We start from the raw sequence: 20,691 nt of genomic DNA, 5'->3' as shown, positions 1-20,691 counted from the left end.
CGGGCACCGAAGATGGTCACGGTGTCCACTCCGCGAAGCGGCGCACGAGTGCGAGGCCGGCATCCTGCGATTTCTCGGGGTGGAATTGTGCGCCAAGGACACTTCCCTCTCCCACAATCGTCGCGAAGCGCCCGTCGTAGTCGGCCGTGGCGAGCACGGTGCTTTCGGGAAGGTCGGCCGGGTGGAAGGAGTGAACGTGGTAATAGAACCCGCCGGCCTCTCCGAGCAGCGGCCCGGTCACCGGATGTGCCCGCCCAGCCTGCGTCGGCAGCACTTCGGCCCAGCCGACATGCGGCACGTGCAACGACGTGGTGAATCGCACGACCCGCCCGCGCAGCAGGCCCAGCCCGGCCGCGCCGGGAGCTTCCTCACTTTCGGCAAAGAAGAGTTGCTGTCCCAGGCAGATTCCGAGGACGGGGCGTCCCGCCGCCGCCTGTTCCCGCACCGCGTCGCCGAGACCGGTGACGCGCAGCGTGACGGCAGCGCGTCCGAAATTGCCGACACCCGGCAGGACGACGTGGCTGGCCCGGCGCACGACATCAGGATCGGCGGAGAGGGTCGCGGGATGGCCGACCGCACCGAAGGCGCGCACGACAGAAGCGAGGTTGTTGACGCCGTAGTCCACCACAACGATCACAGCACGCCCTTCGTCGATGGCACATCGGTCACGCGGGGGTCGAGCGTGGTCGCCGCATCGAGCGCCCGCGCGAACGCCTTGAATGTCGCCTCGACAATGTGATGCGCGTTGCTGCCGCGAATCAGGTCAACGTGCAGCGTGAGCCCGCCGTGCACCGCGACGGCACGAAAGAATTCCGGCGCGAGCGCGACGTCGAATTCTCCGAGCATCTGCCACGCTGGCGGATTTGCGTCCCACGCGATGAACGGCCGTCCCGAGCAATCGACCACGACGCGCACGAGCGCCTCATCGAGCGGAACCGTGGCCTCGCCGTAGCGACGTATGCCGCGGCGATCACCCAGCGCGCCAGCGATCGCCTGCCCCAGCGCGATCCCGGTGTCTTCCACCGTGTGGTGGCCATCGACGTGCAGATCGCCCTCGGCGTGGACCACGAGGTTGAAGATGCCGTGCCGCGCAAAGGCGCCCAGCATGTGATCGAAGAAGCCGATGCCGGTCTCGATCGATGCTTCCCCTGTGCCGTCCAGGTCGAAGCGGAGCCGCAGCTCCGTCTCCGCCGTGATCCGCTCCACCGTTGCTTCGCGACTCATGTCGCCCCTCCGAAAATGGTCGTCACGGCGGCGACGACGGCGTCGATGTCGTCCTCCCGCCCGATCGAAATGCGCAGGCACTCCTCGAGATCCACGCCGCCCGAGACGTCGCGCACCAGAATGCCGAAGTCGCGATGCAACGCCTGGAACACCGCCTTGGCGGGTCGCGACTCGCAACGGATCACCACGAAGTTGGCCGCGCTGTCGAACGCCGTGAGCCCCGGCAGCGCGCGCAACGCCAGCAACAGGCGCGTCCGCGCCCTGATGACGTCGGCCACCCGCTGGTCGATCCGCTCCTGGTGCTCGAGCGCGACTTCAGCCGCCGCCAGGGTCACGACGTTCACGTTGTACGGCAGCTTCGCCTTGGCAATCTCGCGCGCGACGGCGGGCTGGGCCAGTGCCACGCCGAAGCGCATCCCCGCGAGCCCGAGCGCCTTCGAAAAGGTGCGCAGGACCACGAGCCGTGAGTGGGTTGCCAGCAGGGGAATGGCGCTTTCGCCCCCGAATTCGATGTATGCCTCGTCACACACAACAAAGCCCTCGGTCTCGACAAGTGCCCGCTCGACGTCCTCGAGCCGCAGCGCGGATCCAGTGGGATTATTGGGCGTATTGAGCACCAGCAGCTTGGCTTCATCCCGCTGGGCGGTGCGAATCAGGCGATCAATGTCGTAGCGAAAGCCGGACGCGAAGGGAACGCCGACGTACCGCCCGCCGAACACCGAGGTGAGCAGCCGGTAGAGCGAAAAGGTCGGTGCTGGCGCGACCACCACATCGTCGCGCTCGACCGACACCGCCATCGTCGCCTGAATGAGTTCGTTGGACCCGTTGCCGACGAGGATCCCATCGACATCCCAGCCATAGTGTGCCGCCAGCTTGCTGCTGAGAGAGCGGGGCGTGAACTCGGGGTAGCGATGCCATGGCCGCGCCAGCACGCGCTCGAGTACCTCGCGCTTCAACGCGTCGGCAAAGTCGTCGGGCGCTTCGTTCTGGTTGAGTTTTCGCGCGGCGGGCGGCGCCTCGAGCGTATAGGCGGGCTGGGTCCGGACGCTCGGCTTGATCAGTCGCAGTCCTTCGGTGGGTTCCTCGACCTGCACGTTGGTCACGTTCGTCGCCTGGCAAGAGTGGCCTCGAGACGCGCGGAGAGCGCTCGTGGCCGGAAGGGTTTGGTCAGGAAATCAGTCGCGCCCAGGCGAAGCACGCGCACTTCGTTGTCTTCGTCGCCGCGCGCCGAGAGCACCAGGATGGGAAGGTCAATCGTTGCCGGGCGCGAGCGCAGCTGCGCCAGGACGCTGTAGCCGTCGACGTTGGGCAGGTTCAGGTCGAGGAGCATCAGGTCGGGATTGTGGCGATCGACCTGCTCGAGCGCCTCGACACCATCGCGCGCCTCGCACACGGTGTACCCCTCCTGCTCGAGCAGATCGCGCATCACCCGGCGCAAGGTGTCTTCATCCTCGACCAGCAGGATGGTCGCGCGCGACTTGCTCTTCTGCACCGCATGGGTACCAGTGTCGTCGAGCAGCTCCAGCCCCTCGAGCAATTCCTCCGCCGACGGGAAGGAGAGCGTGGCCGCTGCCGCGTGCGTTGCTGCGACGGCGACCGGTTCGAGGATGGTGCGCAACGGCAGATTGCCGTCGTTGGGGATGTCGGTCACACGCAGCAGCTCGTCGACCGAGGTGTGCCCATCGAGCACGTGCCGAAGGCCGCAATCGAACAGCGTCCCCATCCCGGCGCTTCGTGCGGCGGCCGCGATCTGGTTGGCGGTCCCATTCGCACCGATAATCCGCTCGATGTCCGGTGTCACCACCAGGATCTCGACGACGGAGAAGCGGCCGCGGTATCCGGTCTGGGTGCACTGCCCGCAGCCGACAGGCTTCCAGAGTTCGGCCGTCTCCGGGACGAAGCGCTGAATTCGCGTCGGCAGCTCCGACCATGGCTGGCGGATGCGGCAGATCGGGCAGAGCCGGCGCATCAGTCGCTGCGCCAGCACGCCACGCAGCGCGGCGCCGATCTTGAACGCTTCGAGCCCCATGTCGACCAGACGCGTGATCGTGTTGGGCGCGTCGTTGGTGTGCAGCGTGGAGAGCACCAGGTGACCGGTCAGCGATGCCTGGACGGCGACCTGCGCCGTTTCGACGTCGCGGATTTCGCCGACGAGCACGACATCGGGGTCCTGACGCAGGATCGAGCGCAGCGCGGTCGCGAAGGTGAGGCCGGTCTTCTCGTTGGTCTGTACCTGCACGATGTTGGCGCCGAGCCGGTACTCGACCGGATCCTCGACCGTGACGATGTTGACGCCTTCGCTCTGGATTTCCCGAATGCACGAGTAGAGCGTGGTCGTCTTGCCGGAGCCGGTCGGGCCCGTGACCAGCAGCACGCCTTCCTTGTGACCGAGCAGCATTCGCATCAGCGCCTGTTCCTCGGGATAGAGGCCAAGCGCCGCCAGGGCGAGTGTCGTGGACTGGGTGTTCAGGATGCGGATGACGACCTTCTCGCCGTGAGTGGCGGGAAGCGTCGAGATACGCAGATCGACCGGATTGCCGTTGACCGCCACACGCGCGCGACCATCCTGCGGCCGCAGCCGGTCGGCGATGTCGAGCCCCGACATGATCTTGATGCGCGAAATCAGTGGCAAGCCCGCCTTGCGCGGAATCGTCATCGCCTGGCGAAGGACGCCATCGATGCGATAGCGGACCATCACGGCCTGCTCGGCCGATTCGACGTGAATGTCGCTTGCCCGGCTGGTGATGCCGTCGTCGAGCAGGACATTCACCAGCTTGATGATCGGCCGCGAACTCGCTTCCGAGATGAGCAACTCGGCGTCTTCGGCGTCCTGCTCGGAGAGTTCGGTGACCGAAGGACCTTCCATCCCCATGAGGAGGTCGGCGACATGATGCTCGGGCGCTTCGGGGCCGTAGATCTGGTTGAGCTTCTCGCGGATCCGCGGAGGGGAGGCAAGCGCCATCCGCACTTCCCGTCCGGTAGCGAAGGCCAGCGCCTGCTCCGCGCCAACATCGAAGGGGTTGGCAGTCGCCACTTCGAGGAGGGCGTCATTGACCCGCAGCGGGACCACACCGTACCGGCGCGCGAGACCTTGGGGCAATGCATCGCGGGCTGCGTCGCTCGCATCACCCAGCTCGGCGATGGGCAAGCGACAACGCATTGACAACGCCGTCAGGACCTCCGCCTCGGGCAACAGGCGGGAGTCGAGCAGGCGCTCCCAGAGGGTGCTCTTGTTGTCGACACCGGTGCGGATCCGATCGAGAGCGCCCGGTGGAAGCAGGGGGCCCAGAATCGCCGCAAGCCATTCGTCGTTGTAGGTCGTCACGCGCACCCTCGTCGGGGGTCGGGGTCGCACCGGGGAATTTGGCGGAAATCTATGCCGCTCCGGCACTTGGAGCCACATCGGGCGGCAGCCATTGCCGCTAGAGGACGGGCCACCAGTCAGGATGCACGTCGAGCGTGATTCCCACGTGACCCGTGCGCAGTGCCGCCCCGGCCTCGATCCTGAGGAGTGGCCCCCAGAGATCGAGCCGGAGTCCGGCAACCGGCTCCACACGCCCAGATGCCTCCCCAATCACCGAAGGTCCGCCACCCGCGATCGCCGCCGCCACGAAGGGCCCGAAGGCGCTCGGAAGACGAATCCGCTGAGCGTTCGGGATGGGGGGACTTGGCACCGTGATCGGTCGGATCCACCCCAGATCGATCAGTGCCAGGCGACGTCCGCCCAGCGCGCGGAAGGGGAGCCCCGGGAGCGTGCCACGGCCCCCTGCCACGAAAGTGCGGTATCCCGGCAATTCACGGGTACCAATTCCCCCCAGCAGGTGGAGCTGTAACGCACCCGCCCCGAACGAGGTGCTGGTCCGCCCATCCACGGCGATACGCCCCCAGTCGCGATCTCCCGACGCGACCTCGGCATCGATGGTCCAGCCGTTGCCATTGACGGCGCGCCGCCGCACCGATCCCGAGAGCACGGTGGCCTGGCCCGCACCGAGCGCGGGATTCGTCGCCGAGCTCCCCGAAATTGGGGAGAATTCGGTCGCCACAGACGTCGACCACTCTTCCGCGGCGACGAGTCGCACGCGTGTCGCGCCGGCAGTCAGGTTCAGACCGATCCGGAACCGTTCGAGCATCACGTAATCGCCGAGGTCCTGACCTTGCAGCGCAGTCCGGACGCTGTTGAGCGCGCCGCTGATGACCTGCGTGCCCGTGAAGTCCCCAATGGTTCGCTCCGCGCCCACTACGAGGTCGGTGGCGCCGAACGATTTTTCGAGAGAGAGCCGCCCTGTCGCGCGCTGATCACTGAAGCCGAAGCCGCCGTGTACTCGCGCGGTGACGCCACGACCTGCCGAGAAGCGGGCGCCGAGTTCGAGGGTGACCCCCGCCACCCGATTGACGTGCACCAGTTCGCTGACACCCCGCGCCGCGAGCCGCGCCCCCGGGAGTCCGTCGATCAGCCGCCCGCCCAGCGCACGCATCGCTTCGGCTTCCGCTTCGGCCACATCGGCTGCAGTCGCCGGGAGGAGGTCCAGCCGTAAGGCGAGGGGTGCGCCCCAGGTGGAATCGGGCGCGGGGCGACGCAACCCGGCCACGAGCGGGCCGGTGAATCTCGCAGGGAGGTGCGTCACTCCGAGGGCGTAATCGCTCAGTGACCAGTCGGCTCGCAATACCGTCCGTATCGGCAGGTCCAGCAATGGCGATCCGCGGCGGATCACGATCGACTGTCGCCAGGGCAGCCAGCGGGCATTCTCCTGCAGGGCATTTTCGAGCGTGACGGTGATGTTCTCGACCGTGGGGTCGCGATACGATGCGGGAGTGAACGTGAAGCGGAAGCGCACCAGCGCAGCACGATCGAGGTCGAGATAGAGTGTGCCGACGGCAGCCGCTGCAGCCTGGTCGACCGGGCGGACCTCGACCGCAACCACTCGCACCACGCCTTTGGCGGCCGCGAGCGTGAGCGTGTCACCGAGTCGAAACTGGTAGTGATCCAGGCCTGCCGGCGAGAGCGGATGGATGAGGTCACGGACCTCGTCGCCATCGCCGAGGCGAATCACGCCGCCAAAGTCATTTGCCACGATGCCAAGATGGTCGCGGTGGTAGCTGACGCGGTTCGGGAGGAACGAGGTGTCGCGCCAGGCGACGACAATCTGCTTGCTCCGGTTCGGGGCTTCCCCGTACACTTCGACTCGCAGCTCGTCCGCCCTGATCACTCGTTCAACTGGCCCACTGCCGTGATTGACCTCCGACGCAAACCGCACCACCCCACGCGCTGTGGCCTGCCATGCGGCCAGCAGGGTGTCCGCATCCCGGGAAACCCGGTGGGAGACGGCCCGGCGCACGAGTTCGAGGTCGTTACCCGAACGCCAAGGACCCTGGGCGAGGAGCGGGGCGGTCTGGGTCAGCAGCAGCAGCGTCAGGAGAGGGCGCATGCGGGGAAGATAGGCGTCGCCCTGCTCCTCCTGCTTGGCGCCTGCGGCCATGGCAACCAGTTCATCAACCCGGGTGGGAGCAGCACCGCCAAGGTCGATCCTGGGCCACCAGTCGGCGCGAGCGCAATCTGGGTGCTCGAGCGGTCCGGCGCCTCGCCGCCGGATACAGTGGTGAAATACAGCGCCCGGGCTGGTCGCACCATCGTGATGCGGCACGGCGCGCCCGACAACGCCATCTTCGCGATCATCGAGGTACCGGCCGACAGCACCAGGAAAGCTCCGGGCGACAGCGTCACCTTGCGTCTCTCCCCATCGGCGGGGCGCTACGGTGTGGAGCTGCAAAGCAGTGATTCCCTGAAGCCCGGGATCCGGCTCACCTTCTCCTACGCCACGCACTTCCAGGAGCCGAGCGAAGCCATCGCGAAATACGCGACGCCTGCCCTCTTCGAACAGGCCATGGCGGCGGCCCATCAGATCGGCACCGACCAGCTGCAGTTCGTCGTCACCGAGCGCCCAGCGGCCGACATGCTCCGCTTCACGATCACTGGCACCGGAGTCTGGCTGCTGGCAGCGCGTCGATGAGCGGAATGCACGAGAAGGGAGAAGGGAGAAGGGAGATGAATGATGCGCTGATCCGCTGCCGCGAGGCCGCGGCGGCAGGGTTCACTCGCGTGCCGCTGGTGCGCGAAGTGGTGCTTGATGGCGACACCCCGGTGTCGGCATTCGCCAAGCTGCATCGCGGCGAGTACGGCTTCCTGCTGGAATCGCTCGAAGGTGGCGAACGCTGGGCGCGCTATTCCTTCCTCGCGACCGAACCCGAGGTCGTCTTCCGCTATCGCGGCAGTGCGGTCGAGCGACTCGACCCGGCTGGCGAGTGGACCGCCGCCGGCGACGCCGCACCGCTCACGCATCTCGCCAATCTGTTGCGACTCGATCGGGCGGTCGACGTCCCCGGGCTGCCGCGGTTCACCGGCGGCGCGGTCGGGTTCTGGGGCTACGACGTGGTGCGCACGCTGGAGCAGCTCCCCAACGCGCCAACCGACGACCGTTCGCCCCCCGATGCCGTCGCGATGATTGTCGACACCCTGCTGGTGCTCGACAATCTCTTCCATCGTGCCATCGTGATCGCCAACGTCAGCGTGGCCGCTACTCTCGACGACGCCGCACTGCAACAGCGGATCGATGCCGCTGATGCGAAGGCGACCGCGTGGCTCGCCCGCCTCGCCGCACCGAATGCCCTGGCGCCACTCGCGATTCCGGCCGAACGCATTCCCGCCGACGCCACGAAGGTGTACCACGATGCGGACTACCGCCGCGACGTCGCGCGCTGCCAGGAGCACATTGCAGCGGGTGATGCCTTCCAGATCGTGTTGTCACGCCGGATGGATGTGACACCCGCGCCGGATCCGTTTCGCACCTATCGCTTCCTTCGCGCATTGAATCCCGCGCCCTACTGCTACTTCCTCCGCCTGGGTGAACTCACCCTCGCAGGCGCGTCGCCCGAGGTCCTGGTGCGGGTCGAGCACGAGGAGGTCACGCTCCGGCCGATCGCGGGCACCCGGCCTCGCGGGCGCGATGCGGCGCACGACGCCGAGATGGAAGCCGAACTGCGGGCCGACCCGAAGGAATGTGCCGAGCACTTGATGCTCGTCGATCTCGGCAGGAACGATGTCGGTCGTGTGGCGCGGTACGGCAGCGTGCGCGTCGTCGCACAGATGGTCGTGGAGCGCTATTCGCAGGTGATGCATCTGGTGAGTGAAGTGCGCGGGGCGCTGCGTCCGGAACTCGATGCGCTCGATGCGTTCGCGGCGGCATTTCCTGCGGGCACGGTGAGCGGTGCCCCCAAGGTGCGTGCGATGCAGATCATCGACTCGCTGGAGCCGACTCGGCGCGGGCCCTACGCTGGTGCGGTCGGCTATGTCGGCTTTGGCGGACGCACCATGGATACGGCGATCGCGATCCGCACCGTCGCGTTCATGGGCAACCACGCATACGTGCAGGCTGGCGCCGGCATCGTCGCTGATTCAGTACCACAGATGGAATTCCAGGAAACCGAAGCGAAGGCCGGTGCCGTGCTGCGGGCACTTCGCCTCGCGAGCGAAGCACCCTGACCGGCGCTAGCCGCCGAACTGGTACGGATACCCCGCCTCTTCGAGCAACTGCAGCACCAGCCGCACCGGCAGCCCCATCACGCTGAAGAAGTCGCCGTCGATTCGCTCCACCAGCGCAGCGCCCCAGCCCTGAATGCCGTAGGAACCGGCCTTGTCGTGCGGTTCGCCCGTCGCCACGTAGCGGCGGAGATACTCCGCGTCGGCAGCCCGAAAGGTCACCTGGGTCTGGTCAACAGCATCGAGCTGACGGCCATCGGCGAGCAGGCAGATCGACGTGACTACGGTATGGCTTCGCCCCTGCAATGCCAGCAGCATTCGCAACGCGTCGGCATCGTCGGCCGGCTTCTCGAGAATCTGGTCATCGAGCACGACGATGGTGTCGGCGCCAAGCACCAGCCGACCGGGCACGGCGCGCGCCTTGTCGCGCGCGAGTCGCCGGGAATAGTCGAGCGGCTTCTCGCGGGGCAGCGGGATCTCCTGGACGTCCGCTGGCGTCACCAGGATCGGCAGTCGGAGCATTTCGAGGAGCTGCTTCCGTCGCGGTGAAGCAGAGGCCAGCACGATGGTCGGCATCACGATGCGTTGCGCTCCAGTAGCAGGGTCACGGGTCCGTCATTGGTCAGGGCAACCTGCATGTCGGCCCCGAACTCGCCGGTGGCCACGGTCACGCCGCTGGCCCGGAGTGCGGCGACAAAGGCCTCGTACAGCGGAATCGCGATTTCCGGGCGGGCCGCGTCGATGAACGAGGGCCGGCGCCCCTTCGCGGCATCGCCATAGAGCGTGAACTGCGACACCACCAGCAGCGCGCCGCCGACCGCCGCGAGGTCCAGATTCATCTTCCCCTCGGCATCGGCGAAGAGTCGCAAGCCGATGACTTTTTCGGCCATCCAGGCAACTTCGACCGCCGAGTCGGACGGACTGAAACCCACCAGCACGAGAAAGCCGCGGTCGATCGCGCCGGCAACGTCGCCGCCGATGCGTACGCTGGCTTCACTGACCCGCTGCAACACGATGCGCATGGGGGAAAAGGTAACGAGGGCGGTGATTTGAGCGTGCGTTGATCCCGCCCAGTGATCGTGGCGACTCTCTTCCTCGCCGAGGTCACGATGCGTTCTACCCTGCTCCTTCTCCTTGCCGTTGGCATCACGCCGCGACTCACCGCCCAGTGGCGCTTCTCCCTCGCCGCCGGGCCGGCGGTCACGGCCGGGCATTCCCTCGATGCCGTCGACCCCGATCGGCCCGCCATTCTCCCCGACCATCCAGTCAACCTGGTCGCCGGTGTCGCGCGGCAACACGGGCCGTGGCGAGTGGCCGTCGAAGGGCACCGCATCACCAGCGATCTCGCGGTGCGAGGAGCGAGCGCGTCGGTCGTGACTCGCGGCGCCCTCTCGGCCTCGGGCGTCGGGGCCGAGCTGTCGCGTCGCATCGCGGCAAGCACCGCGGGGCCAGCTCTCTACGCCGGCGCCGGAGCGATCTATGAACGGTGGGCATTTGCACTGGCCGACGGCGAGGCGCGCTGGCGCGCTGCGGCACGCGCCTCACTCGAGCTCGACGTACCGCTCACCCGGCGCTGGAGTGCGCTGGTGCGGGCCGAGGGGATCGCGGGGCAATCCCTCTTCCGCGAAGAAGAACTCCCCGAGGGATACAGTAGTCGACATGGCTACCGGGCGGGCCTCCTGCTTGGGGTCGCGCTTGCCGGCAGCCCCCGCTGAGCGGATCTTGGAGTGGACTCCACTTCATTCCAGGACAGCCGATGCGCCGCCTCGTTGTCGCACTTGCCCTCCTTCCGATCTCGCTCGGCGCCCAGCGCCAGAAGCCGACAATGCCCCTTCCCGATGCCTGGCCTGCAGCAACGCAGGCCCTCGACTCGTTCGCCTCCGTGAGTCATCTCGTGGGTGGCGGGATCGCCTTCGTGCGCGATGGCAAGGTCGTGGCCGAGCACTACGTGGGGTTCGGCGACAAGGAGCGCGGCGAGAAGGCCGAGGCCGCGACGATCTGGCACTGGGGCTCGATCACCAAGACGCTCACGGCGATTGCGGTGATGCAGCAGATCGAGCGGAATCAGGTGACACTCGACGACGCCATCACGAAATGGATTCCCGATCTGCGCAAGGTGCACAGCACCTTCGGGTCGATGGACCAGATCACCATCCGGATGCTGCTGTCGCATTCCTCCGGATTGCAGAATCCGACCTGGCCGTGGACCAAGGGAGAATCGTGGGAGCCGTTCGAACCGACCGAATGGTCGCAGCTGGTCGCGATGATGCCCTATATGCAGCTGGTGTTCGCGCCGGGCTCGCGGTACGGCTACAGCAATCCGGGATTCATCTATCTCGCGCGCGTCGTCGAGCAGATCACGGGAGATCCGTGGGAGAGCTACGTCACCAAGAATCTCTTCTCGCCGCTGGGGATTACCACGAGCTATTTCGGGAGCACGCCGTATCACCTCGCGCGCTGGCGCTCGAACAATTACACGGTGCAAAAAGACGGCTCGGTCAAGGCGAACGGTCGCGACTTCAACCCCGGGGTCACGATCCCGAACGGCGGCTGGAACGCGCCGATAGGTGACCTCGCGAAGTGGACCGGCTTCCTGATGGGAGCGGCGGCGGGCGATAGCGCGCACGCGGCAACGTACGCCGAGATCCTGCCACACGCCTCGCTTGAACGGATGTGGACGCCGATCGTGCAGGCCGGCACCGAAGGGATGGGGCTCTCCTTCTTCATCGAGAAGGAAGGCGAGCGGCGCTTCGTGGGTCACACGGGGAGTCAGGCCGGCTTCCGTGCCTTTCTCTACCTCGACCCGGAGCGTCACACCGCCATCATCGGTGTCGTGAACACCGACTCCGATGTCAACGGGATGGCGTATCAACAGGGATTCCAGTCGACGATGAAGGCGGGGATTGACGTCTTGCGCAGTGTGAAATGAGGATGAACGGCAGCCGAGCCGCGACTTCAGCCGCCGTCCGTTTACTCGACCGTCACGCTCTTCGCCAGGTTCCGCGGCTGGTCGACGTTGCACCCGCGACGCAGCGCGACATAGTACGAAAAGAGCTGCAGCGGAATCACCGTCAGGATCGGCGTCAACAGGTCGAGCGTCTCCGGCACGATGAACGTGGCCTCGGCCAGGCGAGAGATCTCCTCGTCGCCCGCGTTCACGATCGCGATCACCTTGCCGCCGCGCGCCCGGACTTCCTGCACATTCGAGACGATCTTGGCGTGCACCGCATCCCGCGGCGCCACGACCACCACCGGCATATTCTCGTCGATCAGCGCGATCGGCCCGTGCTTCATCTCGGCCGCCGGATATCCCTCGGCGTGCACGTAGGAAATTTCCTTGAGCTTGAGCGCCCCTTCGAGCGCCGCCGGGAAGTTCACGCCGCGGCCGAGGTAGAGCGCGTTGGTCGCATCCGCGAAGCGATCGGCCAGCACTTTCACTTCGTCGGCGCGGGAGAGGATCTCGGCGATCTGTGACGGCAGTTTGTTGAGCGCCGCGACATAGCGCTGCCCATCGAGCAGCGACATGTTGCGCAGCCGGGCGAAGCGGAGCGTGACCATCGCCAGTGCTGCGACCTGCGACGTGAACGCCTTGGTGCTCGCAACGCCAACTTCAGGGCCGCAGCGCAGGAAGAGTCCGCCATCGACTTCGCGTGCAATGGTCGAACCCACCACATTCACCAGCCCCACCGTGCGCGCGCCACGGCTCTTCGCCTCGGTCAGCGCGGCGAGGGTGTCGGCCGTTTCGCCCGATTGCGAAATGGCGATGACCAGCGTGTGTTCGTCAACGATCGGATTGCGATAGCGGAATTCCGAGGCGTATTCCACCTCGGTGGGGATGCGCGCGAGTTCCTCGATCATGTACTTGCCGATCAGCCCCGAGTGCCACGACGTCCCGCACGCGGTGATGATGATCCGCTTGATTCCCTTCGCCTGCTCGTCGGAAATCTTGAGGCCGAAGACGCGGACGTTGCCGCTCTCCTCGAGCAGGTGCCCACGCATCGTGTTGGCAAGGCTTTCCGGCTGCTCGAAGATCTCCTTGAGCATGAAATGCTCGTAGCCGCCGCGCTCGATCGTCGCGAGATCCCATTCGATCTGATTGATCGGCTTGTCGACTTCACGCGTCGTGAGGGTGCGGACCCGATAGCCTTCGGGGGTCACCACCGCCATTTCGCCGTTGTCGAGGTAGATCACCGAGCGGGTGTGCTCCACCAGCGCCGACTGATCCGACGCGACCAGATTCTCGCCCTCGCCGATGCCGAGGATGATCGGCGAGCCGTTGCGCGCCGCAATGAGCGTGTTCGGCTCTTCGGTGCAGATCACCGCGATCCCGTAGGCGCCATCGACATCTCGCAGCGCCGCCGCGACCGCTTCCTCGATGTTCCCGTCGTAGAACTCGCCCACCAGGTGCGCCAGCACCTCGGTGTCCGTCTCGGAAGTGAAGGTGTGACCGCGCGCGAGCAGCGCCTTCTTGATCGCGGGCGCATTCTCGATGATGCCGTTGTGGATCAGGGCGATCCGGCCGGTCTGGTCGAGGTGCGGATGCGCATTCGGAGTGGTAGGCCCGCCGTGGGTCGCCCAGCGCGTGTGCCCGATGCCGGTGGTACCCACTGGCATCTTGCCGACGAGCTCCTGCGCCAGCACGCCGAGTTTTCCGGCAGCCTTGCGGACGTCGAGCAGATCTCCGTTGAGCACGGCGATGCCAGCCGAGTCATAGCCGCGGTATTCCATCCGTCGCAGCCCTTCCATCAGGATGGGCGCGGCCTGCCGCGGTCCGACGTATCCGACGATTCCACACATGCGCGTGATTCTCCTCTCGGGCGAGGCGCGTTCAGCGCGCCCCGCGGGCCTTCGCCACCAAAGCTTCGGCCTCGGCACCAGTCGGCGCTTCGGCGATGAGTCGAACGATAGGTTCCGTCCCCGACGGACGAACGTGCAGCCAGCGATCGGGCCACGAGAGCCGCAGCCCGTCGCGGGTATCGACCGCCGCATCCGGGAAAATCCCCCGCAGGGCGGCGTACTGTGCCTCGAGGTCGCCCCCACGGGGAGACTTGGCCTTGACGATTACGTACCGTGGGGAGGCGGCCACGAGTGCTGCCAGCCCCAGTCCGGATGCCGCCAGCTGTTGCAAGATGAGGGCCGCCCCCAGCGGGGCATCCCGCCCGACGTGGAGCGCGGGCAGGATCACCCCGCCATTCCCTTCTCCGCCAATAACAGCGCCTTCCGCCACGATGCTCCGGGCAACATTGGCCTCGCCCACCGGCGCCCTGACGAATCGCGCGCCGCCGTCGCGCGCCGCGTCTTCCACGACCAGCGAGGTCGAAAGATTGACCACCACGGCTGGCGTCGCCGCGCTCCGGGGTTGCCGGGCGAGCACGGCGCGAACGGCGAGGGCGAGGGTGTAGTCCTCGCCGATCGGGTGGCCACGCTCGTCGACCAGCGCGAGGCGGTCCACGTCAGGGTCCACGGCCATCCCCAGGTCGGCGCCACTCTTCACCACGAAGGCACCGAGTTCACCGAGGTTTTCGGGGATCGGCTCGGGCTCCCGGGGGAAGCGCCCGTCGGCCTCGAGGTTGATGCCGCTGACCCGCGCGCCGAGGCGCTCGAAGAGCGCGAGCATCGTCGGACCACCAGCGCCGCGCACGCAGTCGAGCGCAACGTGAAAATTGCGCGAGCGAATCAGCGGCACGTCGATCACTGGCAAGGCGAGCACCGCATCGAGATGCCGCGAGATCGCATCGGGATCAGCCAGCAGTTTGCCGATGGTATCCCAACCGGCACGATCCGGTCCGTCTTCCGCGAGCCGGCGCACCACGGCGCCAGATTCGGCGTCGAGGAAGATGCCGTCGGGCCCGACGAACTTGAGCGCGTTCCACTCGATCGGGTTGTGACTCGCCGTGATGATCAGTCCCGCACCGGCGCGGTGATGCTCGACCGCCATCTGCACCGTCGGGGTCGGCACCACACCGATGTCGATCACGTCGACGCCGACCGACTGGAATCCTGCCGTTGCAGCGAGCGAGAACATCGGCCCGGATGTCCGGGCATCACGACCGAGCACGACCCGGTGTCCGCCACGGGAGCGCACCCAGGCGCCCAGTGCCGCGGCGTGCCGTGCCACGAGCTCGGGCGTGAGGTCGGTACCGACGTGTCCGCGCATTCCGGACACGGAGATCATCAGGGTATCACTCATCGGCGATTGGTCTCACGACTGGAGCGCGGGCTCACGTGGGCAAGGGCAACAGGGAAGGATCGGGGAAGGCCGCGCGGAACGCCTTCACCACGTCGGGGTCGAAGTGCATTCCCTGAAAACGCTCGAGTTCCTCGAATGCGAGCTCCGGCTTCCGCATCTCGCGATAGGCGCGCGTGGTGGTCATCGCGTCGAAGGCATCGACCACGGCGACGATTCGCGCCGTCATCGGAATGTCGGCGGCGTGCAGCCCATCGGGAAAGCCTGAGCCATCAAGGCGTTCGTGATGCCAGCGCACAATGTGCAGCACCTCGGGGTGATCTTCGCGGAGCACCGAGAGCATCTCCTCACCGTCGGTGGTGTGCCGCCGGATCTCGGCGAATTCCTCGTCGGTGAGCGCGCCCGGCTTGTTGAGCACGGCATCGCGCGTCCCGATCTTGCCCACGTCGTGCAACTCGCCGCCAAGGCGGATCTGCTGCACCAGTTCTTCATCGAGGCCCATCATCCGGCCGGTCGCCTCGGCGTACATGGCGACGCGGTGGGAGTGACCGCGGGTGTACTGGTCCTTGGCTTCCAGCATCCGCACTGCCATCTGGACCTGGGCGAGGAACATCTCCTGGTTCTTGCGGGAGAGTTCGCTGACCTGTCGCTCGAGATCTTCCTGGTAGTTCTTCTGCAGGTCGCGGAACTGGATTGTCATCCGGCGCTTGTCGAGCGCGCGACGAACCCGTTGCTGCAGCTCCTCGACCAGCACCGGCTTGGCGAGATAGTCGAGTGCGCCGAGTTTGAGACTTTCCACCGCCATGGCGACGTCGGCGTCGCCGGTGAGCATCACTACGGCGGTATCGGGGTACTTGGCCATCACATCCACGAGCAAGGCGACGCCATCGCGCCCCGGCATGTGGATGTCGCTCAGCACCAGCGGTACTCCGCCCAGCTCCTCCAGCAGTGCCAGGGCCTGCTCGGTCCCCTCGGCCTCGTAGGTCTCATAGCCGTCGATGGCCAAAGCCCGGGTCAGGACGCGCCGAACGTACTCATCGTTGTCGACGACGAGGATGCGCTCGGTCTCGGGTCCGGAGGCAGCAGGGTTCAGGGAGGCCATCCATGAAAAAAGTACCGGGGGCGGCCGGTCCCGACAATCAGCGGGTTGCCCCAACTTGAGGCGGGGCATAACCTTCCGCCTCCTTTCGCCGGGCACCACCATGACTCGACTCGCACATACAGATCCCGCTCACCGACTCGCTACTCTGGCGGTCCACGCGGGTCACCAGCCCGACCCGCTGGCGGGTGCGGTCATGCCACCGATCTACCAGACGTCCACCTATATCCAGGACGCACTCGGGTCACCCCACGCGGGCTACGAATACGCCCGTACCCAGAACCCCACGCGCGAGACCCTCGAGCGCTGCCTGACCGCCCTCGAAGGGGGGAGCCACGGCTTCGCCTTCGGCTCGGGTCTGGCGGCGCTCGACACCACCCTCAAGCTCCTCAACAAGGGCGATCACGTCGTGGTCGGCGCGAACATCTACGGCGGTAGTCATCGGCTGATGCAGCGCGTTTATGAGCGCTTCGGGCTCGAGTTCACTTTTGTCGACATGCGCGAGATCCGGAACATCGAAGGCGCCCTGCGGCCGACCACGAAAATGCTCTTCTGCGAGACGCCGACGAATCCGATGATGTTCCTCACCGACCTGCGTGCCGTGGGCGACCTGGCGCAGGCCCTGGGGCTGCTCTTCGTGGTCGACAACACCTTCGCGACGCCGATCCTCCAGCGCCCGCTCTCCTTCGGCGCCGATATCGTGCTGCACTCCACCACCAAGTACCTCAACGGGCACTCGGATATGGTGGGTGGCGCCCTGATTACCGGACGCGACGACCTCGGCGAGCAGCTCGGCTTCCTCCAGAACGCCGCTGGTGGCGTCCCGGGCCCGTTCGATTGCTGGCTCGCCCTGCGCGGCGTCAAGACCCTGCCGCTGCGGATGAAGGCCCACTGCCGCAGCGCCAGGCGGCTGGCCCAGTGGCTCTCGGAACGGAAGGATGTGGTGCGCGTCTATTACCCTGGTCTGGCCGATCATCCGCAGCACGCCCTCGCCAGCCGCCAGATGAGCGACTTCGGCGGGATGCTGTCGATCGAGCTGGGGGATGTCGCCAAGGCGAAGCGGATGGTGGAAGCCACGAAGATCTTCTCGCTCGCCGAGTCGCTGGGCGGGGTGGAGTCGCTGGTGGGGCACCCGGCCTCGATGACCCACGCTTCGGTCCCCAAGGCGATGCGCGACGAAATGGGGCTCACCGACTCCCTGGTCCGGCTCTCGGTCGGGATCGAGGACATCGACGACCTGATGGCCGACCTCGATCAGGCGATGGCGGTCTGATGGTGCATCGTGAAACAGAACCCCGGCCGACTGCGTAGGATTGTGAGTCCCCAACTGTCGAGCTCGTGATGACCTCGTTGCCTGCCGCCCGTCCGCGCGTCGCCTTGCCCGAGATTGCTGCCGTCTCGTGGGAACATCCAGCCGATCGCGCCGCCCTCCAATCGCTCCGCGCCATTCCTGGCGTCGACGAAATCATTCGCAAGATTCTCGGCATCCTTGGTGGTGAGCGAGGCATCCAGCTGCTCTTCCAGGGCAACGCCGTTCGCGTGGGGCCGACCCAGTTCCCGACGCTCTGGGGATTGCACGTCGAGAACTGCTCGACCTTCGGCTGGGAAGTGATCCCCGAGCTTTACGTCACCCAGACTCCCGTGTTCAACGCCGGCGCTTACGGCATCGACAACCCCTTCATCGTGATTCACAGTTCGGCGCTCGAGCTGCTCGACATCGATGAGCAGCGAGTCCTGCTCGCGCACGAGCTTGGTCACGTGATGAGCGGGCACTCGCTCTACCGTACCATCGCCGAGATCATGCTGCTGGTGTCACTCGGCGTGTTGCCAGTGCTCGCGAGCATCATCCTGCTGCCCGTGAAGATGGCGTTCCTCGAGTGGTCGCGGAAATCAGAGCTTTCGGCCGATCGTGCGGGCCTGCTCGGTTCGCAGGATCTCGCGGCCACCATGCGGCTCTTCATGAAGATGGCTGGCGGCGGCAACACCGCGAACATCCGCCCTGGCGACCTGAATCTCGAACCGTTCATGCAGCAGGCGAATGAATACGCCGCGTCCAACGACGGGCTCGACATCGTCTACAAGATTGTCGCGACGCTGGCGCTCACGCACCCGATGAATGTCGTGCGCGCCGCAGAAGTGCAGCGCTGGGTGCAGGCGGGCGAATACGAGCGGATCATCCGGGGCGAGTACATCCGTCGCGGGACGCCCGAGGCCGATCGCCCACTGCGCGACGATATGCGCGACGCGGCGGCGCACTACAAGGCGGAGTTCAAGGACACCGTGGATCACATCAAGAATGCCGCGAAGCGCGCCGGCGAGAAGGCGAAGGAAGCCTATCAGGAAGCGCGCGCGAAAGGCTCCGCGTGAAGTTGCTCATCGTCGGCGGCGGGGGCCGCGAACACGCACTCGTCCACGCCCTCGCTGCCGATGATCCGTCCCACCTGATCTACGTCGCCCCGGGCAACCCGGGAACGGCCCAGCTGGCTACCAACCTGCCGATCGCGGCCGATGATCTCGACCGCCTCACCGATGCCGCCGCGTTCCTCTCGATCGACCTCGTCGTCGTCGGTCCCGAAGTCCCGCTGGCACTCGGACTCGCCGATCGGCTGCGCACGGCGGGGATCGCCGTGTTCGGGCCGGGGGCCGCCGCAGCACAAATAGAGGCGTCGAAGGCCTTCGCGAAGGATGTGATGGCGGCCGCCGGGATTCCCACCGCGGCGAGCGCCACCTTCACCGATCTGGCTGCCGCCCTCGCGTACATCGACACGCATGCCGAGCCGCTGGTCGTGAAGGCATCAGGCCTCGCGGCCGGCAAGGGCGCCGTCGTCTGCGAGACCCGCGACGAAGCCGCTCACACGGTGAGGTCAATGCTGGGTGAGCATCAATTCGGCGCCGCGGGCGATGTCGTCGTGATCGAGTCGTTTCTGGTCGGAGAAGAGCTTTCGGTGCTGGCCGTCACCAACGGCCGCGAAGTGCGCATCCTGCCGCCGGCCCAGGACCACAAGCGGCTCGGCGAAGGCGATCTCGGCCCCAACACCGGCGGGATGGGCGCGTACGCTCCGGTCGCGCTTACTTCCCCTGCCCTGCTCGCGCGCGTGGAGCGAGAGGTTCTGCTCCCCGCGCTCGCCGAACTCGAACGACGCGGTGCGCCATTCTGCGGGGTGCTCTATGCCGGGTTGATGCTCCATCCCGACGGCACACCGAACGTGGTGGAATTCAATTGCCGACTCGGCGATCCCGAGACCGAGGTAGTCCTGCCGCTGGTTGGCTCCGGTCTGACTGCGCTGCTCGACGCCGCGGCTCGCGGTGCAGCACTGCCCGAGCTTACCCTGCGTGACGCGGCCGCAGTGACCACGGTCGTTGCGGCGGCAGGCTACCCCGATGCGCCACGAAAGGGTGACCCGATCACGCTCCCCGAGCGCTTCGCCGAGGGCGTCACCGTCTACCACGCGGGCACGGCCTCCCGGGAGGACGGCACCCTCGTAACGAACGGCGGGCGCGTCTTCGCAGTGACCGCTGTCGCCGCGACGTTCGCCGAGGCGCAGTCCGCCAGTCGGCGCGCCGCCGAGAGCATTCGTTTCGAGGGGATGCAGTTTCGCGGGGACATTGGGTGGCGGGAAGCTGCGAGAAGGGAGAAGGGAGAAGAGAGAAGGGAGGGCTGATGCCGGAACTACCTGAAGTCGAGACTCTCGTCCGCCAGCTGCGGGCACGACTCGTGGATCGACGGATCGTGAGTGCCGCGCTGTCGCACGACAACGTGCTCGAGGGCGTGAGCGCGGACACCTTGCTGCGAGAACTCCCTGGACGTCAGATCACCGCGGTCGATCGCCGCGCGAAGCACGCGCTGCTGCGCACCGACACGAAGATTCTCGCGGTACAGCCCGGGATGACCGGGTCACTGCTGGTATACGAGCGAGCGCTCTCAGCCGAAGAACTGCACTATGCCGTGCTCCGTTGCGACCTCGATGACGGCGCGACCCTGGTTTATCGCGATGTCCGCCGGATCGGTACGCTGCGCTGGCTCGACGAAGCCGGCTGGCTCGCCTACGACGCCCGCCTCGGACCGGAACCGCTCGACCCGGCGTTCACTGCCGACCTCTTCGCTCAGCGGCTCGGGAAATCCCGCGCGGCGATCAAGAAAGTCCTGATGGACCAGAAGGTCGTCGTTGGCGTCGGAAACATCTATGCGACCGAGGCCCTCTTCGCCGCGGGGATCGACCCCTCGAAGGCCGCCAGCCGGGTGCCAGTTGCCCAGCTTCGCAGCCTCCATGGCCACGTCCAGCGTATTCTCGCCGCGGCCATCGCGAGCGAGGGGACCTCGTTCCGGGATTATGTCACCAGCACCGGTGAGCCGGGCAATTTCCAGCTTGAGCTCTTCGTCTATGGCCGCGAAGGGGAGGCATGCCGGATCTGCGGGACCCGCCTCGCCGCGACCCACGATATCGATGCGCGCGGGACGGTGTTTTGCTGGCGGTGCCAGAGCTGAAGACGAGAAGCGAGAAGGGAGAAGGGAGAAGGGGTTGTCATCCTGAGCGCAGCCCGCGAAGCGGGCGGAGTCGAGGGAGCCTGAACTCCGCCCCCTCGCTACGCTCAGGGTGACACGTTCTCGACCCTCCTCCCTTCTCCCTTCTCCCTTCTCCCTTCTCC

At 66.6% G+C, this 20,691-nt stretch carries 18 protein-coding genes; 8 read left to right on the top strand and 10 right to left on the bottom strand.

Translation table 11 applies throughout. The features are described from left to right. Positions 1-16: 16 nt before the first annotated feature. The 5 genes from hisH to V4558_15170 form a co-directional block, all read right to left on the bottom strand. Entirely contained in the window at positions 17-637 is a 621-nt protein-coding gene (gene hisH / locus V4558_15190) for an imidazole glycerol phosphate synthase subunit HisH (GenBank protein MES2306847.1), read from the bottom strand. Continuing rightward, positions 634-1,224 carry an imidazoleglycerol-phosphate dehydratase HisB gene (hisB, locus tag V4558_15185; protein MES2306846.1) on the bottom strand — a complete coding sequence of 197 codons (591 nt, stop codon included), beginning with the start codon at positions 1,222-1,224 and terminating at the stop codon, positions 634-636. The genes hisH and hisB overlap by 4 nt, the downstream gene beginning before the upstream one ends. Further along, positions 1,221-2,327 carry a histidinol-phosphate transaminase gene (gene hisC, locus V4558_15180; GenBank protein MES2306845.1) on the bottom strand — a complete coding sequence of 369 codons (1,107 nt, stop codon included), beginning with the start codon at positions 2,325-2,327 and terminating at the stop codon, positions 1,221-1,223. The genes hisB and hisC overlap by 4 nt, the downstream gene beginning before the upstream one ends. After that, a complete protein-coding gene (locus V4558_15175; protein MES2306844.1) occupies positions 2,324-4,579 on the bottom strand; it encodes a type II/IV secretion system protein in 2,256 nt (751 codons plus the stop codon). Before V4558_15175 ends, hisC begins: the two co-directional genes overlap by 4 nt. Before the next feature lie 67 nt (positions 4,580-4,646). After that, positions 4,647-6,650, bottom strand: a complete 2,004-nt coding sequence (locus tag V4558_15170) for a hypothetical protein (GenBank protein MES2306843.1) — start codon at positions 6,648-6,650, stop codon at positions 4,647-4,649. 171 nt (positions 6,651-6,821) lie between these two features. Between V4558_15170 and V4558_15165 the strand changes: the two genes are divergently transcribed. Then, positions 6,822-7,232 (top strand): hypothetical protein, encoded by a 411-nt coding sequence (locus V4558_15165; protein MES2306842.1) that lies wholly within the window; start codon positions 6,822-6,824, stop codon positions 7,230-7,232. Between the two features lie 35 nt (positions 7,233-7,267). Next, the gene (locus V4558_15160; GenBank protein MES2306841.1) at positions 7,268-8,761 is read left to right on the top strand and encodes an anthranilate synthase component I family protein; all 1,494 of its coding nucleotides are present in this window, start codon (positions 7,268-7,270) and stop codon (positions 8,759-8,761) included. A 6-nt stretch (positions 8,762-8,767) separates the two neighbouring features. Here the strand turns inward: V4558_15160 and V4558_15155 are convergent, their stop codons facing one another. Together V4558_15155 and dtd are read right to left on the bottom strand one after the other, a co-directional pair. Continuing rightward, positions 8,768-9,334 (bottom strand): Maf family protein, encoded by a 567-nt coding sequence (locus V4558_15155; GenBank protein ID MES2306840.1) that lies wholly within the window; start codon positions 9,332-9,334, stop codon positions 8,768-8,770. Beyond that, positions 9,334-9,780: a D-aminoacyl-tRNA deacylase gene (gene dtd, locus V4558_15150; protein ID MES2306839.1), complete on the bottom strand. Its 447-nt coding sequence runs from the start codon at positions 9,778-9,780 to the stop codon at positions 9,334-9,336. Before dtd ends, V4558_15155 begins: the two co-directional genes overlap by 1 nt. Positions 9,781-9,831: 51 nt before the next feature. Between dtd and V4558_15145 the strand changes: the two genes are divergently transcribed. Further along, entirely contained in the window at positions 9,832-10,473 is a 642-nt protein-coding gene (locus V4558_15145; GenBank protein MES2306838.1) for a hypothetical protein, read from the top strand. A gap of 41 nt (positions 10,474-10,514) precedes the next feature. Next, a complete protein-coding gene (locus V4558_15140) occupies positions 10,515-11,687 on the top strand; it encodes a serine hydrolase domain-containing protein (GenBank protein MES2306837.1) in 1,173 nt (390 codons plus the stop codon). Between the two features lie 41 nt (positions 11,688-11,728). Here the strand turns inward: V4558_15140 and glmS are convergent, their stop codons facing one another. Genes glmS through V4558_15125 form a run of 3 tightly spaced genes read right to left on the bottom strand, consistent with a single transcriptional unit; the run spans position 11,729 to position 16,047 of the window. Beyond that, positions 11,729-13,555 carry a glutamine--fructose-6-phosphate transaminase (isomerizing) gene (glmS, locus tag V4558_15135; protein ID MES2306836.1) on the bottom strand — a complete coding sequence of 609 codons (1,827 nt, stop codon included), beginning with the start codon at positions 13,553-13,555 and terminating at the stop codon, positions 11,729-11,731. Between the two features lie 31 nt (positions 13,556-13,586). Then, positions 13,587-14,948, bottom strand: coding sequence for a phosphoglucosamine mutase (gene glmM / locus V4558_15130; protein ID MES2306835.1), 1,362 nt, complete (start codon positions 14,946-14,948; stop codon positions 13,587-13,589). 31 nt (positions 14,949-14,979) lie between these two features. Then, positions 14,980-16,047 (bottom strand): HD domain-containing phosphohydrolase, encoded by a 1,068-nt coding sequence (locus V4558_15125; GenBank protein MES2306834.1) that lies wholly within the window; start codon positions 16,045-16,047, stop codon positions 14,980-14,982. Positions 16,048-16,147: 100 nt separating this feature from the next. On the opposite strand from V4558_15125, the gene V4558_15120 reads away from it, so the two are divergent. From V4558_15120 to mutM, 4 genes are all read left to right on the top strand, one after another. Further along, a complete protein-coding gene (locus tag V4558_15120; protein MES2306833.1) occupies positions 16,148-17,317 on the top strand; it encodes a cystathionine gamma-synthase in 1,170 nt (389 codons plus the stop codon). Positions 17,318-17,385: 68 nt separating this feature from the next. After that, the gene (locus V4558_15115) at positions 17,386-18,411 is read left to right on the top strand and encodes a M48 family metallopeptidase (protein ID MES2306832.1); all 1,026 of its coding nucleotides are present in this window, start codon (positions 17,386-17,388) and stop codon (positions 18,409-18,411) included. Beyond that, positions 18,408-19,706: a phosphoribosylamine--glycine ligase gene (gene purD / locus V4558_15110; GenBank protein MES2306831.1), complete on the top strand. Its 1,299-nt coding sequence runs from the start codon at positions 18,408-18,410 to the stop codon at positions 19,704-19,706. The genes V4558_15115 and purD overlap by 4 nt, the downstream gene beginning before the upstream one ends. Next, positions 19,706-20,530 carry a bifunctional DNA-formamidopyrimidine glycosylase/DNA-(apurinic or apyrimidinic site) lyase gene (gene mutM / locus V4558_15105; protein ID MES2306830.1) on the top strand — a complete coding sequence of 275 codons (825 nt, stop codon included), beginning with the start codon at positions 19,706-19,708 and terminating at the stop codon, positions 20,528-20,530. Before purD ends, mutM begins: the two co-directional genes overlap by 1 nt. Positions 20,531-20,691 lie beyond the last annotated feature (161 nt).

Source organism: Gemmatimonadota bacterium (genome assembly GCA_040388535.1).
Classification (GTDB): Bacteria; Gemmatimonadota; Gemmatimonadetes; order Gemmatimonadales; family GWC2-71-9; genus Palsa-1233.
Note: the sequence above shows the minus strand (reverse complement) of the source record. Positions and strands in the feature narration are given on the sequence as shown.